General features: G+C 73.0%; 10 protein-coding genes and 2 pseudogenes. 11 read left to right on the top strand and 1 reads right to left on the bottom strand.

What is annotated here, in order from left to right; genetic code table 11:
* The first annotated feature begins 4 nt into the window (after window positions 1-4).
* The 3 genes from IE332_RS29660 to IE332_RS29670 are packed head-to-tail and all read left to right on the top strand — an operon-like array spanning window position 5 to window position 5,354.
* On the top strand, window positions 5-1,411 hold the full coding sequence (locus IE332_RS29660; protein ID WP_189922319.1) for a lysine N(6)-hydroxylase/L-ornithine N(5)-oxygenase family protein: 1,407 nt from the start codon (window positions 5-7) through the stop codon (window positions 1,409-1,411).
* Window positions 1,389-3,212, top strand: coding sequence for an IucA/IucC family protein (locus IE332_RS29665; protein ID WP_308437614.1), 1,824 nt, complete (start codon window positions 1,389-1,391; stop codon window positions 3,210-3,212). Before IE332_RS29660 ends, IE332_RS29665 begins: the two co-directional genes overlap by 23 nt.
* Before the next feature lie 12 nt (window positions 3,213-3,224).
* The gene (locus tag IE332_RS29670) at window positions 3,225-5,354 is read left to right on the top strand and encodes an ATP-dependent DNA helicase (protein WP_189922321.1); all 2,130 of its coding nucleotides are present in this window, start codon (window positions 3,225-3,227) and stop codon (window positions 5,352-5,354) included.
* Between the two features lie 169 nt (window positions 5,355-5,523).
* Here IE332_RS29670 and lexA read toward each other — a convergent pair whose 3' ends face one another.
* Complete coding sequence (gene lexA / locus IE332_RS29675) at window positions 5,524-6,219, bottom strand: transcriptional repressor LexA (RefSeq protein ID WP_189922451.1); 696 nt, start codon at window positions 6,217-6,219, stop codon at window positions 5,524-5,526.
* A 528-nt stretch (window positions 6,220-6,747) separates the two neighbouring features.
* Between lexA and nrdR the strand changes: the two genes are divergently transcribed.
* The 8 genes and pseudogenes from nrdR to IE332_RS29710 form a co-directional block, all read left to right on the top strand.
* Window positions 6,748-7,248, top strand: a complete 501-nt coding sequence (gene nrdR / locus IE332_RS29680; protein ID WP_189922323.1) for a transcriptional regulator NrdR — start codon at window positions 6,748-6,750, stop codon at window positions 7,246-7,248.
* 211 nt (window positions 7,249-7,459) lie between these two features.
* Window positions 7,460-10,339 (top strand): vitamin B12-dependent ribonucleotide reductase, encoded by a 2,880-nt coding sequence (locus IE332_RS29685; RefSeq protein WP_189922325.1) that lies wholly within the window; start codon window positions 7,460-7,462, stop codon window positions 10,337-10,339.
* A 183-nt stretch (window positions 10,340-10,522) separates the two neighbouring features.
* Window positions 10,523-11,290: an SDR family oxidoreductase gene (locus IE332_RS29690; protein WP_189922327.1), complete on the top strand. Its 768-nt coding sequence runs from the start codon at window positions 10,523-10,525 to the stop codon at window positions 11,288-11,290.
* A gap of 59 nt (window positions 11,291-11,349) precedes the next feature.
* Window positions 11,350-11,586, top strand: a complete 237-nt coding sequence (locus IE332_RS29695; protein WP_189922329.1) for an RNA polymerase subunit sigma-70 — start codon at window positions 11,350-11,352, stop codon at window positions 11,584-11,586.
* A gap of 3 nt (window positions 11,587-11,589) precedes the next feature.
* A pseudogene (locus IE332_RS42580) lies at window positions 11,590-11,739 on the top strand (Clp protease N-terminal domain-containing protein); the annotation flags it as partial.
* 36 nt (window positions 11,740-11,775) lie between these two features.
* Entirely contained in the window at window positions 11,776-12,162 is a 387-nt protein-coding gene (locus IE332_RS29700; RefSeq protein ID WP_505744310.1) for a Clp protease N-terminal domain-containing protein, read from the top strand.
* A gap of 381 nt (window positions 12,163-12,543) precedes the next feature.
* Window positions 12,544-14,328, top strand: coding sequence for a sensor histidine kinase (locus IE332_RS29705; RefSeq protein WP_229929019.1), 1,785 nt, complete (start codon window positions 12,544-12,546; stop codon window positions 14,326-14,328).
* Window positions 14,328-14,732 (top strand): annotated as a pseudogene (locus IE332_RS29710) (roadblock/LC7 domain-containing protein); the annotation flags it as partial. The gene IE332_RS29705 and the pseudogene IE332_RS29710, both read left to right, overlap by 1 nt.
* Window positions 14,733-14,791 lie beyond the last annotated feature (59 nt).

Raw genomic sequence — 14,791 nt, forward strand, 5'->3', positions numbered from 1 at the left:
CCCCGTGGACACCCCCGCACCGCCGCCGCCGTACGACCTGCTCGGCGTCGGCATCGGTCCGTTCAACCTCTCGCTCGCCGCGCTCGCCGAGCCCGTTCCCGGCCTGCGCACGCTCTTCTGCGACCAGCGCCCGGAGTTCCGCTGGCACCACGGGATGCTGGTGGACGGGGCCAGGATGCAGGTGCCGTTCCTCGCCGACCTGGTCTCCCTGGTGGACCCGACCAACCGGTGGTCCTTCCTCAACTACCTGCGCGAACAGGACCGGCTGTTCCCGTTCTACTTCGCCGAGCGCTTCCAGCTGCCGCGCCGCGAGTACGACCACTACTGCCGCTGGGCCGCCGAGCGGCTGGCCAACTGCCGCTTCGGCACCGAGGTCACCGCCCTGCACTGGGACGCCGCGCCGGGCGAAGAGCCCTGCTACCGGGTCGAGTTGACCGACACCGCGACCGGCCGGCGGTCCACCGTACGGGCCCGCAACCTCGCCCTCGGCGTCGGCACCCGGCCGGTGCTGCCCGAGGCCTTCGCCGGCCTGGCCGGCCACCCGCGGTCCTTCCACTCCGCCGACTACCTGGACCGCCGCGCCGGCCTGGCCGACGCCCGGGACATCACCGTGGTCGGCAGCGGCCAGTCCGGCGCCGAGGTCTTCCTCGACCTGCTCCGCCGCCACGAGGGCGACGGCGTCCGGCTGCGCTGGCTCACCCGCACCCGGGCGCTCGCCCCCATGGAGTACTCCAAGCTCGGCCTGGAGCACTTCACCCCCGACTACACCCGCTACTTCCACGGCCTGCCCGGCCCGGTCCGGGACGCCCTGGTCACCGCCCAGTGGCAACTGCACAAGGCCGCCAGCGCCGAGACCCTCGCCGAGATCCACGACCACCTCTACGAGCGCACCATCGGCCGCCCGATCGACACCGCCCCGGTCGAGATCACCCCCGGCACGGCCGTCACCGGGACCCGCCCCGGCCCCTGCGGCGGCCTCGAACTGCACTGCCGGCACACCGACTCCGGCGCCGAGCACGTCCTGCGCACCGACGCCGTGGTGCTCGCCACCGGCTACCGGGCCGCCCGGCCGGCCGCACTCGAACCGCTCGCCGACCTGATCGACTGGGACGAGGCCGGCCGCTACCGGGTCGACCTCGACCACCGGGTCGCCACCCGGCCCGGGCTCACCGGCGGCCTCTACGTCCAGAACGCCGAACTGCACACCCACGGCGTCGGCACCCCCGACCTCGGGCTCGGCGCCCACCGGGCCGCCGTGATCCTCAACGCCGTCACCGGCCGGACCGTCCACCGGCTGCCCGAGCGCACCGCCTGGACCGGCTTCGCACCGCCCGCCCCCGCCCCCCTCGACCGGACCCCCGTCCTCCCTCGCCCCCAGGAGCTGACCCGTGCCGCAACAGCCGGCCGCTGAACCGCCGCTCTACCTGCCCCCGCACCTCACCACCGGGCACTGGCAGCGGGCCGGCCGGGCCCTGCTGGCCAAGATGCTCGGCGAGTTCGCCTACGAGGAACTGCTCAAGCCCGTCCCCGGCGCCCTCGACGGCGAGTACCTGCTGAAGCTCCCCGAGGCCGAGTACCGCTTCACCGCCCGGCGCGGCGCCTACGACGGCTGGCAGGTCGACCCGGAGTCGATCCACTGCTCCGCACCGGACGGCCTGGACCCGCTGCGCTTCCTCCCGTACGCCCGGCAGACCCTCGGGATGCGCGGCGAGACCACCGCCCACCTGATCCGCGAGCTCTCCGCCACCCTCACCGCCGACGCCCGCCAGCTCGCCACCGCCCTCACCGCCGCCGAACTCGCCGACCTCGACCACGCCGCGCTGGAGGGACGGCAGGGCGGCCACCCCTGGATCGTCCCCAACAAGGGCCGGATCGGCTTCTCCGCCGCCGACGCCGCCCGCTGGGCCCCGGAGGCCCGCAGCCCGCGCCCGCTGCCCTGGATCGCCGTCCACCGCCGGCTCGCCGAGTACCGCGGCGTGCCCGGCCTGGAACGGCCCGAGCAGCTGTACGCCCGCGAGCTGGACGACGTGGACGCGCTGCGCGCCGCGCTCGGCCCGGACGCCGACGACTACCTGCTGCTGCCCGTCCACCCCTGGCAGTGGGACGAGACGGTCCTGCCGCTGTTCGCGCCCTGGATCGCCTCCGGCGAGATCGTCCCGCTCCCCACCGACGGCGACCCACGACTGCCCCAGCAGTCCATCCGCTCCTTCTTCAACACCGCCCGCCCCGAGCGCTGCACCGTCAAGCTGCCGCTGTCCATCCTCAACACCCTGGTCTGGCGCGGCCTGCCCACCGAACGCACCCTCGCCGCGCCCGCCGTCACCGCCTGGCTGCACGGCCTGCGCGACGCCGACCCCTTCCTGCGCGACGAGTGCCGGGTGATCCTGCTCGGCGAGATCGCCTCCGTCACCGTCGACCACCCGGTCTACCGGGAGATGCCCGAGGCCCCCTACCAGTACAAGGAGCTGCTCGGCGCGATCTGGCGCGAACCGCTCGGCCCCTTCCTGGACGACGACGAACGCGCCCGCACCCTCGCCGCCCTGCTGCAGACCGGCTCCGACGGGCGGGCGCTCGCCGCCGAGCTGATCGCCCGCTCCGGCCTCACCCCGGCCGAGTGGACCGGCCGGCTGTTCGCCGCGATGCTGCCCCCGCTGCTGCACTTCCTCTACCGCTACGGGCTGGTCTTCTCCCCGCACGGCGAGAACGCCATCGTGGTCTTCGACCGGCGCGACGCCCCGAGCCGGCTCGCGGTCAAGGACTTCGTCGACGACGTCAACCTCAGCAACGCCGACCTGCCCGAGCTGAGCGAGGTGCCCGCCGAGGTCGCCGACGTGCTGCTGCGGGACGGCGCCCAGGGGCTCTGCCAGTTCATCCACTCCGGGCTGTTCATCGGCGTCTTCCGCTTCCTCGCCCCGCTGCTGGAGGCGCAGACCGGACTGCCCGAGACCGAGTTCTGGGCCCTGCTGCGCGCCGAGGTCCTCCGCCACCAGGACCGCTTCCCCGAGCTGCGCGAGCGCTTCGAGCTGTTCGACCTCTTCCGGCCCCGGATCGACCGGCTCTGCCTCAACCGCAACCGGCTGCTCCTCGACGGCTACCAGGACCGCCCGCACCGCCCGCACGCCGCCCGGTTCGGGACCGTACCGAACGCCCTGGTGGCCGTGGACGTGCGGCTTCCCGCGCGACGGGACCGGATTGTCACCCCCGCCCCGTAGGGTGGGAGGGTCATGACGAACGACTCCGAATCCCACGACTCCGAATCCCAGCGGGCGGTGGACCTCGGCGACGAGGCCGAGGAAGCCGTCGCCGTCCCGCGCTCGCGGATCCCCGAACTGCTGCACGCCGCGGTGGCGGCCGTCGGCGGCGTCGAGCGCCCCGGCCAGGTCCGGATGGCCGAGGCCGTCGCCGACGCCGTCGACCACGGCGAGCACCTGCTCGTCCAGGCCGGCACCGGCACCGGGAAGTCCCTGGCCTACCTGGTGCCCGCGCTCGCCCACGGGGACCGCGTGGTGGTCGCCACCGCCACCCTGGCCCTGCAGCGCCAGCTGGTGGAGCGCGACCTGCCGCGCACCGTGGACGCGCTGCACCCGGTGCTGCGCCGCCGCCCGCTGTTCGCGATGCTCAAGGGCCGCTCCAACTACCTGTGCCTGCACCGGGCCAACGAGGGCACCCCGAGCGAGGAGGGCGAGGGCCTGTTCGACCCGGTGGACGCGCTCGGCGGGCCCACCGGCAAACTCGGGCAGGACGTGCTGCGGCTGCGCGACTGGGCCGACGAGACCGACACCGGCGACCGGGACGACATGAGCCCCGGCGTCTCCGACAAGGCCTGGGCCCAGCTCTCGGTCACCTCCAAGGAGTGCCTGGGCGCCACCCGCTGCGCTTACGGGCAGGAGTGCTTCGCCGAGAAGGCGCGGGAGCGCGCCAAGCTCGCGGACGTCGTGGTCACCAACCACGCGATGCTCGCCATCGACGCGATCGAGGGCGCGCCGGTGCTGCCCGAGCACGGGCTGCTGATCGTCGACGAGGCCCACGAGCTGGTCAACCGGGTCACCGGCGCGGCCACCGCCGAGCTCACCGTCGGCGCCGTCAACCGGGCCGTGAAGCGGGCCGCCCGGCTCGCCAACGAGAAGGCCGTGGACCTCCTCCAGGCCGCCGCCGAGAACTACCACGGCCTGATGGAGACCGCCCAGCCCGGCCGGGTCGAGGAACTGCCCGAGTACCTGGCCTACGCGGTCACCGCGATCCGGGACGCCGCCCGCCAGGTGATCACCTCGCTCGGGGAGACCAGGGACAAGGGGCTCAGCGACGAGGACGCCGTCCGCAAGCAGGCGATGGCCTCGGCCGAGACGCTGCACGAGACCGCCGAACGGCTGCTGGAGGGCTCCGAGTACGACGTGGTCTGGATCGAGCGCAGCGACCGCTACGGACTGGGCACCGCCTCCCTGCGGGTCGCCCCGCTGAGCGTCTCCGGGCTGCTGCGCGAGGGCCTGTACAAGGAGCGCTCGGTCGTCCTCACCTCGGCCACGCTCAAGCTCGGCGGGGACTTCAACGGCGTCGCCGCCTCGGTCGGCCTGCCCTCCGAGACCAGGCTGCCGGACGCCCGCACGGAGGGGGACAACCCGGAGCCCGGCCCCGGCTTCGGCGAGGACGCCGTGCCGCACTGGCGCGGGATCGACGTCGGCTCGCCCTTCAAGTACCCCAAGCAGGGCATCCTGTACGTCGCCAAGCACCTGGCCGACCCCGGGCGAGACCCCGAACGGCCGGACATGCTCGACGAGTTGGCCGAGCTGATCGACGCGGCCGGCGGCCGGACGCTGGGCCTGTTCTCCTCGATGCGCGGCGCCCAGACCGCCGCCGAGGCGATGCGCGAGCGGCTGGACCACCGGATCCTGCTCCAGGGGGAGGACACCCTGGGCGAGTTGATCCGGGAGTTCGCCTCGGACGCCACCACCTGCCTGTTCGGCACGCTCTCGCTCTGGCAGGGCGTGGACGTGCCCGGCTCGGCCTGCCAGCTGGTCGTGATGGACCGCATCCCGTTCCCCCGGCCGGACGACCCGCTGATGAGCGCCCGCCAGCGGGACGTCGAACAGCGCGGCGGGAACGGCTTCATGGCGGTCGCCGCGACGCACGCGGCGCTGCTGATGGCGCAGGGCGCGGGCCGGCTGGTGCGCGCGGCGGACGACCGCGGGGTGGTCGCGGTGCTCGACCCGCGGGTGGAGACCAAGCGGTACGGGAGCTTCTTCCGCTCCTCGATGCCCGAGTTCTGGTACACCACGGACCGCAACCAGGTGCGCCGCTCGCTGGCGGCGATCGACGCCTCGGCGGCGCCGGTGCGGCCGGTGGCGAAGCGGGGCTGAGGCGGCCGGCGCTGAGGCGGCCCGGGGAGACGGAACGCCGGAGGGGCTCGCCGCGTGAGCGGTGAGCCCCTTCCCGGTGTCGTGGTGCGTGGGTGGTGCCTGGGGGTGGTCCTGGGCGGTCCCGCGGGGCCGCCGTGACCCCGCGGGGGCAGCGGACCGCGGGCGCTGTTCAGAGGCGGCGCAGGACCGCGACGACCTTGCCCAGGATGGTCGCGTTGTCGCCGTTGATCGGCTCGTACGCCGGGTTGTGCGGCATCAGCCAGATCCGGCCGTCCTCGCGCTTGAGCCGCTTGACGGTGGCCTCGCCGTCGATCATCGCGGCCACGATGTCGCCGTTCTCGGCGACCGGCTGGCGGCGCACGGTGACCCAGTCGCCGTCGCAGATGGCCGCCTCGATCATCGAGTCGCCGCGCACGGTGAGCGCGAACAGCTCGCCCTCGCCGACCAGTTGGCGGGGCAGCGGGAAGACGTCCTCGACCGTCTGCTCGGCCAGGATCGGCCCGCCGGCGGCGATCCGGCCCACCAGCGGCACGTACGAGGTGGACGGGCGCCCGGCCGTCTCGGCGGTGTTGGGACGGGCCACCTCGACGCCGCGGACCTCGTAGGCGCGCGGACGGTGCGGGTCCCGGCGCAGGAAGCCCTTGCGCTCCAGGGCCATCAGCTGGTGCGCGACCGAGGAGGTGCTGGACAGGCCGACGGCCTGGCCGATCTCGCGCATGGACGGCGGGTAGCCCCGGCGCTGGACGGAGTCCCGGATGACCTCGATCACCCGGCGCTGGCGCTCGGTGAGCCCGGCCTCGTCGGTCCGGATGCCGGGGGGGCGGCCGGGCATCGCCCGGGCGGGCGAGGGGTGGGAGTCATCCATGGTGGCGGAGTGTTCGATCGGCTGGTCGGGCACCCGGTTCGAGCCGGAAAGGGCCGTACCGGAGAGGCGGTGGTCTTCGCTGCGGTCCATGCTGATGTCCACGCTCTGCTGATTCGTGGTGCGCTGCCCCACCTTGAACTGGGAGTGTTCCTGCACCGGGATGGTGTTGCTTTCGATCGTGTTCACGGCGGCCCCTCTCGACGGCTGTCCTCTCCCTTTTCCAGCCCAACGCACCTCCTATCGAAAGGTTGCGCCAAACACACGTTCGAGTGAATTATTCGGGACTTGGCTGACTCGATCAAGGCTTTGTTGTACATCGAGTAAATGTTCGACCAGAACCCGACCCGGGCAGTCTAATCGGCGCCGACACGCCAGGGGTGTCACCTCCCCCGGAGACCTAGATGTAGTGGCTACAGTCCTCTCCGTGCCCAGTACTAGTGGTTGCCGCGCATGATCAGCTTGCCGAGGCCGGGGGCACATCGCATAGACTCAAGAGGTCCGCACGATCTGCCAGGGAGGGATCCCCAGGTGCACTGCCCCTTCTGCCGGCACTCCGACAGCCGCGTTGTCGACAGCCGGACCACCGAGGACGGCAGCTGTATCCGCCGCCGCCGGCAGTGCCCGGACTGCGGCCGCCGCTTCACCACCGTGGAAACGGCCGCGCTGATGGTCATCAAGCGCAGCGGCGTCACCGAGCCGTTCTCCCGGCAGAAGGTCATCACCGGCGTCCGCAAGGCCTGCCAGGGCCGACCGGTCACCGAGGACGCGCTCGCCCAGCTCGGCCAGCGGGTCGAGGAGTGCGTGCGGGCCAGCGGCAGCGCCGAGCTGACCACCCACGACGTGGGCCTGGCCATACTGGGCCCGCTCAAGGAACTCGACGTGGTCGCCTACCTGCGCTTCGCCAGCGTGTACCAGGCCTACGACGGACTGGAAGACTTCGAGGTCGCCATCGCGGAACTCCGCGCCGAGCGGCCCCTCACCCCGGAGACGGACGACGCCTGCGTCTCCGTCCCCGCCGCCGCGCCCTAGGAGGCGCCGGCGCACCGGCCCCCGCCGCGGGGTCCAGCCGCACCACAACGGCCCCACGGGGCCCCCGCGTGCCCGGAAACGGCGCGCAGAACACTACAAACCGTGCGAAAACAGGCAGGGTCTCCGCCTGCCCGCACACCGGAAGAACGAACCAGCGGTGCCCGGACTTTTCAGGGCACTACGGGCGTTTGCCCAGGAGGAGGAGCGAGAAGTGACAGACACCACGAGCGGTTCCGCACGCGGGTCGAAGTCCGAGAAGGCCGTCGCCAAGGGCGCCAAGGCCCCGAAGGGCGGTCTCCGGACGGAGCGCATCTACACCACTCCCGGCGTGCACCCGTACGACGAGGTCCGCTGGGAGCGTCGTGACGTCGTCATGACCAACTGGCGCGACGGCTCGATCAACTTCGAGCAGCGCGGCGTCGAGTTCCCCGACTTCTGGTCGGTCAACGCCGTCAACATCGTCACGTCCAAGTACTTCCGCGGCGCCGTCGGCACCCCGCAGCGCGAGTGGAGCCTCAAGCAGATCATCGACCGCGTGGTGCTCACCTACCGCGCCGCCGGCGAGAAGCACGGCTACTTCGCCACCAAAGACGACGCCGAGATCTTCGAGCACGAGCTGACGCACGCCCTCCTCCACCAGGTGTTCAGCTTCAACTCGCCGGTCTGGTTCAACGTCGGCACCAAGCAGCCCCAGCAGGTCAGCGCCTGCTTCATCCTGTCCGTCGACGACTCCATGGAGTCGATCCTCGACTGGTACAAGGAAGAGGGCATGATCTTCAAGGGCGGCTCCGGCGCCGGCCTCAACCTCTCCCGGATCCGCTCCTCCAAGGAACTGCTGTCCTCCGGCGGCAACGCCTCCGGCCCGGTCTCCTTCATGCGCGGCGCCGACGCCTCGGCCGGCACCATCAAGTCCGGCGGCGCCACCCGCCGCGCCGCCAAGATGGTCGTCCTCGACGTCGACCACCCGGACGTCGAGGCCTTCATCGAGACCAAGGTGAAGGAGGAGGAGAAGATCCGCGCCCTGCGCGACGCGGGCTTCGACATGGACCTCGGCGGGGACGACATCACCTCCGTCCAGTACCAGAACGCCAACAACTCCGTCCGCGTCTCCGACGAATTCATGACCGCCGTCGAGAACGGCACCGAATTCGGCCTGCGCGCCCGGATGACCGGCGAGGTCATCGAGACCGTCGACGCGAAGAAGCTGTTCCGCAAGATGGCCGAGGCCGCCTGGGCCTGCGCCGACCCCGGCATCCAGTACGACTCCACGATCAACCACTGGCACACCTGCCCGGAGTCCGGCCGCATCAACGCGTCCAACCCCTGCTCCGAGTACATGCACCTGGACAACTCCAGCTGCAACCTCGCCTCGCTCAACCTGATGAAGTTCCTCCGCGACGACGACTCCTTCGACGCCGAGCGCTTCGCCAAGGTCGTCGAGCTGGTCATCACCGCGATGGACATCTCCATCTGCTTCGCCGACTTCCCCACCGAGAAGATCGGCGAGACCACCCGCGCCTACCGCCAGCTCGGCATCGGCTACGCCAACCTCGGTGCCCTGCTGATGGCCACCGGCCACGCCTACGACAGCGAGGGCGGCCGCGCCCTGGCCGGCGCCATCACCTCGCTGATGACCGGCACCGCCTACCGCCGCGGCGCCGAACTCGCCGGCGTGGTGGGCCCGTACGACGGCTACGCCCGCAACGCGGCCGCTCACCAGCAGGTCATGAAGCAGCACGCGGACGCCTCGCTCGACGCCGTCTCGGTCGACGAGCTGGACGCCCCGGTCTGGCTGGCCGCCAACAAGACCTGGCAGGACGTCGTGCGCGTCGGCGCGCAGAACGGCTTCCGCAACGCCCAGGCCTCCGTGCTCGCCCCGACCGGCACCATCGGCCTGATGATGGACTGCGACACCACCGGCGTCGAGCCCGACCTCGCCCTGGTCAAGTTCAAGAAGCTCGTCGGCGGCGGCTCCATGCAGATCGTCAACGGCACCGTCCCGCGCGCCCTCAAGCGCCTCGGCTACCAGGACGAGCAGATCGAGGCGGTCGTCGCCCACATCGCCGAGCACGGCAACGTGGTGGACGCCCCGGGCCTGAAGTCCGAGCACTACGAGGTGTTCGACTGCGCGATGGGCGAGCGCACCATCTCCCCGATGGGCCACGTGCGGATGATGGCCGCGATCCAGCCGTGGATCTCCGGCGCCATCTCCAAGACCGTGAACATGCCGGCCGCCGCGACCGTCGAGGACGTCGAGGAGATCTACTTCGAGGCGTGGAAGATGGGCGTCAAGGCGCTCGCGATCTACCGCGAAAACTCGAAGGTCGGCCAGCCGCTCTCGGCCAAGAAGAAGGACTCCGAGGCCAAGGCCGAGCAGGCCGAGGCCCCCGTCGCGGTCGAGAAGGTCGTCGAGTACCGCCCGGTCCGCAAGCGCCTGCCCAAGGGCCGTCCGGGCATCACCACCTCCTTCACGGTCGGTGGCGCCGAGGGCTACATGACCGCCAACTCCTACCCGGACGACGGCCTCGGCGAGGTCTTCCTGAAGATGTCCAAGCAGGGCTCGACCCTCGCGGGCATGATGGACGCCTTCTCCATCGCCGTCTCGGTCGGCCTGCAGTACGGCGTGCCGCTGGAGACCTACGTCTCGAAGTTCACCAACATGCGCTTCGAGCCGGCCGGTCTGACCGACGACCCGGACGTGCGGATGGCGCAGTCGATCGTCGACTACATCTTCCGCCGCCTGGCCCTGGACTTCCTGCCGTTCGAGACCCGCTCGGCGCTCGGCATCCACTCCGTCGAGGAGCGCCAGCGCCACCTGGAGACGGGCTCGTACGAGCCGCTGGAGGCCGAGGAGCTCGACACCGAGTCGCTCGCCCAGTCCGCCCCGGTGGTCGCCGCCAAGCCGGCCCCGGCCGTCGAGGCGCCCAAGCCGGCCGCCCCGAAGCAGGCCCACAACTCCACGGAGCTGATGGAGATTCAGCTCGGCCTCAACGCCGACGCCCCGCTCTGCTTCTCCTGCGGCACCAAGATGCGCCGAGCCGGCAGCTGCTACCTCTGCGAGGGCTGCGGCTCCACCAGCGGCTGCAGCTGATCGCGTTCGACCCCGGTTTCACCCGCTGAGGTGAATCCCTGAGGCGGGGCGAGGACTTCACGTCCTCGCCCCGCCTTTTCGCGTTCTCCTCCGTTCTTCCGGGCCGTCGATGTCGTCGATGTCACGGATCGGGGCCGTGGTCGGTCTGTAGGGGGAAGGGCAGTCGACGGGAGGAGTGGTGTGGTGAACGGGACGGTGCTGGTGACCGGGGCGACGGGGACGTTGGGGCGGGAGGTGGTGCGGCTGCTGGTGGCGCGCGGGGTGGCGGTGCGGGGGTTGAGCCGGCGGGTGCGGGGCGGGGGTGACGGGGTCGAGTGGGTGGTCGGGGACCTGGTGACCGGGGCGGGGATCGCGGAGGCGATGGCCGGGGTCGAGGTGGTGGTGGACTGCGCGACCACGCAGAAGAAGGCGGACGTGGCCGGGGTGCGGACGCTGGTGGCGCGGGCGCGGGAGGCGGGGGTCCGGCACCTGGTGTACGTGTCGATCGTGGGGATCGACCGGGTGCCGATCGCGTACTACGGGGCGAAGCTGGCCTGTGAGTCGGTGGTGCGGGAGTCGGGGCTGGGGTGGTCGGTGCTGCGGGCCACGCAGTTCCACGACCTGTTGCTGAGGTTCTTCGACGCCGGGGTGCGGCTGCCGGTGTTCCCGGTGCTCGGCGGGGTGCGGTTCCAGCCGGTGGACGTCCGGGAGGTGGCGGAGGCGGTGGCCGGGCTGGTGGGGGAGGAGCCCGTCGGGTTCGCGCCGGAGGTGGGCGGGCCGCAGGTGCGGTCGTACCGGGAGCTGGCCCGGGCGTACCTGCGGGCGGCGGGCAAGCGGCGGGTGCTGCTGCCGTTGTGGATTCCGGGGGCGGGGGGCCGGGGGCTGCGCGGGGGCGGGCTGTTGGCGCCGGGGCGAGCGGTGGGCCGGGGGACCTTCGAGGAGGCGCTGGAGCGGAGGTTCGGGCAGCGCTGACGCCGGGGTTTTGTCAACCGGGGTTGACATCGTCGTGGCTGTCAACCAAAGTTGACAGCATGAGCGAGAGCGGAGAACTCGCGGCCGCGGCGAGCAGTCGTGACCCTGCGGTGGGGCTCCGGTCGGTCCGCGCCCTGCGTGACCTGGCGGACCGGCTGGAGGCCCTGCAGGTGGGCAACGCCCGGTCGCAGGGCTGGTCCTGGCAGGACATCGCGGTCTGCCTCGGGGTGACCAGGCAAGCGGTGCACAAGAAGTACGCGAAGCGCGGCGCCGGTGGCGACCAGGACGGAGGTTGAGCGATGTTCGAGCGTTTCACCGAACGGGCCCGGCGGGTGGTGACCGGTGCGCAGCAGGAGGCGCGGGAACTGCGGCACGGCTACATCGGGACGGAGCACCTGCTGCTGGCGATCCTCGGCGTGCCGGAGGACCCGGCGGCCGCCGTCCTGGTCGAGGCGGGCCTGGACCACGAGACCGCGCGGCGGGCGGTGCGCCGACTGGTCGGGCCGGGGGACGACGCCGCCGCCCTGGCGGCGATCGGGGTCGACCTGGACGCGGTGCGGGAAGCGGTCGAGTCGGCGTTCGGGGAGGGGGCCCTGGACGTCCGGCCCGAGGAGGAGCCGAAGCGGCGGGGCTGGTTCCGCTCCGGCGGTTCCTCCGTCGGGCGCAGCCCGTTCACGGCCCGGGCGAAGAAGGCCCTGGAGCTGTCGCTGCGGGAGTCGCTGCGGCTGAAGTCGGGGGAGATCGGCGTGGGGCACCTGCTGCTGGGTGTGCTCCGGGAGGGGGAGGGGGAGGGGCCGGCGGTGCGGGTGCTCCTCGATCACGGGCTGGACCCGGGGGCCGTCCGGCGGGCGGTCGAGCGGACGCTGGGCTGAACCGTTCGGGCGTGAACGTTCGGGCACGAGGATTCGGCCGTGAACCGATGGCACGACGGTTCGGCTGTGAACCGTCGGGTGTGGCCCATCGGCTGTGAACGTGCGGGTGTGAATCCGGCCACTCGGCGGTGCGGCGGTTGCGTCGTCAATCGGTGTACGGGACGTGGATGAAGGAGACTGCCCGTCAACTGGCCACTTGAGGCCAATGTCTGAATCGATATGATCGGCCGAAAGCGTGAACCGATCAGCCGCCCGGAGACGTTTCGTCGCGTCCCCGGGCGGTCTGGCATGCGCCCGACCAGCTGTCGGCGGTCGCGAGAGTCGCCGACCCGCCGCCGTGCCGCCGCCCGCCGCCCGCCGACGTTGCCGAGGACCGCACCGATGAGAGAAGCCACCAGCCCCGACGGCCGGCCGAGCCGACGGCCCGCGCCGCGCACCGTCGCCCTGACGGCGGCCGCCGTCCTGCTGGCACTGGCCGCCGCACCGGTCGGTGTCAGCCGGGCCCTGGACGCGAACCAGCCGCTCACCGCCCTCGCCGTGGGCGCCGTCGCCGTCCTCTGGCTGATCGCCGTCGGTCTGGCGGCGATCGGCGCCGAGCGCTCCCGCCGGCTCGCCGAGGAGGTGGCGGAGAAGCACGAGGAGGCGATGACGGCGCTCGTCGTCGCGGGCTCCGCCCGGCAGTCCGAGGCGGCGGCCAGGGGACGGGCCGGCGCGGCCGAGGCCGAGCGGGACGCCGCCCGCGCCGAGCTGGCCCGGGCCGAGGCGGACGTCGCCACGGTGCGGGCCGAGCTGGCCGGGGTGCGGGCCGAGCTGGACGCCGAGCGGGCCGGCCTGGAGGCGGAGCGGGCGCGGGCCGAGGCGGAGCGCGCCGAGCTGGACCTGATCGCCGAGGGGGTCCTGCCCGAGGTGGTGGAGAGGCTGCGCGCGGGCGCGGCCGTGGACAGCGCGCTGGCCGCCCACCGCAAGCACCCCCAGTACGCGCTGCTGCGGGCCGTCGGCGAGGAGATCGGCCGCGGCGAGCGGCTGCGGGCCGCCGCGCTCGCGGTGTGCGCGACGGCCGCCGGGCGGGTCCAGGCGCTGGCCACGAGCATGCACGCGGAGCTGCGCGAGATGCAGCACCGGCACGACGAGGAGGTCCTCGGCGACCTGCTGAGCCTGGACCACTCGACCGCCCAGGCGGGCCGGATGGCGGACAGCATCGCGGTGCTCACCGGTGCCCGCTCGGGCCGCCGTTGGGCGAAGCCGATCGCGGTGGAGTCGGTGCTGCGCGGTGCGCTCGGCCGGATCGGCGCCTACCAGCGGGTGCGGCTGCACAACGCCAGCTCCGCCGCGGTCGCCGGGTACGCCGCCGAGGGCGTCATGCACGCGCTGGCCGAGCTGCTGGACAACGCCACCAACTTCTCGGCCCCGCCGGCCGAGGTGCACGTCTACGTCGAGGAGGTGCCCGCCGGGCTGGCGGTCACCGTCGAGGACAGCGGCCTCGGCCTGGGCGACAGCTGGCTCCGCCGGGCCGAACGGGCGGTCTCCGCCGAGCCGCTGGACCTGACCACGCTCTCCGCCGGTACCCGGCTGGGCCTCGCGGTGGTCGGCATGCTGGCGCGCAAGCACGGGCTGCAGATCTCCTTCCGGCCGTCGGCGCGCGGCGGTACCGGGGTGGTGATGCTGATCCCGCAGCAGCTGATCACGCACCAGGCTCCGGCGCCCGCCCCGGTGTCCGTTCCCGTGTCCGGCCCGGCGTCCGCCCGGACGAAGGCGCCGGTCGTGGAGTCCGCGCGCCCCGTGCTCACCCCCGCCCGCCCGGCTCCCGCGCCCCTGCCGCCGGCGCCCGCCGCACCGACCGCGCTCACCGCCCCGGCCGCGCTCGCCGCCCCGCCCGTACCCGCCCCCCTCGCCGCGGCCCCCCGGCCGCCCGCGCCCGCCCGGATGACCGACAGCGGCCTGCCGCAGCGCCGGCGCGGGCAGACGCTGGCCACCACCCCGGCGGCCGACCGGACCGCGAAGCCCGTACGGGCCGACGCGGCGACCGCCGCCGCCCGGTTCGGCGCGTTCCGGCGGGCAGCCGCCCGTCCGGTGGAGGGCGAGCAGCGCTCCACCGGGATCCCGACGCCGACCACGGACCCCGACACCACGCCCGACGCTTCCCCCGTCACCGAGAAGGACACCTGATGAGCAGCGCCCCCGATCGCGACCTCGACTGGCTGCTGGAAAACCTGCTGGCGGCAACCCCCGGCACCCGGCACGCCCTGGTTCTCTCCGCCGACGGCCTCAAGCTCTGCCACACGGCCGGGCTGAGCACCGACCAGGCCGACCAGCTGGCGGCGATCGCCTCCGGTCTGCAGAGCCTGGCGCACGGCGCCTCGATCGAGTTCGGCGACGGCAGCGGCGGCGTCCGGCAGTCGATGACCGAATTCCACGGCGGCATCCTGTGCATCGTGGCGGCGGGCGAGGGCGCGCACCTCGCGGTGGTCACGGACGACGAGGCGGACGTCGGCGTGGTCGGCCACAACATGCACGGCCTGATCGAGCAGATCGGCGTCCACCTCAGCGCGCCGGCCCGCGACACGGCGGGCGGTCCGGTGGACGGCTCGGCGGGCGGACCGGAGGACGGGGCCGCGGCCGGAGCCCCGGA

The sequence above is a fragment of the Kitasatospora xanthocidica genome (assembly GCF_014656195.1).
Lineage (GTDB): Bacteria > Actinomycetota > Actinomycetes > Streptomycetales > Streptomycetaceae > Kitasatospora > Kitasatospora xanthocidica.

What these genes read in the sequence shown, in the direction of transcription:
- IE332_RS29705 (WP_229929019.1), top strand. Translation starts at nt 12,544, where the DNA reads ATGAGAGAAGCCACCAGCCCCGACGGCCGGCCGAGCCGACGGCCCGCG.
- IE332_RS29670 (WP_189922321.1), top strand. Translation starts at nt 3,225, where the DNA reads ATGACGAACGACTCCGAATCCCACGACTCCGAATCCCAGCGGGCGGTG.
- lexA (WP_189922451.1), bottom strand. Translation starts at nt 6,219, where the DNA reads ATGGATGACTCCCACCCCTCGCCCGCCCGGGCGATGCCCGGCCGCCCC.
- IE332_RS29695 (WP_189922329.1), top strand. Translation starts at nt 11,350, where the DNA reads ATGAGCGAGAGCGGAGAACTCGCGGCCGCGGCGAGCAGTCGTGACCCT.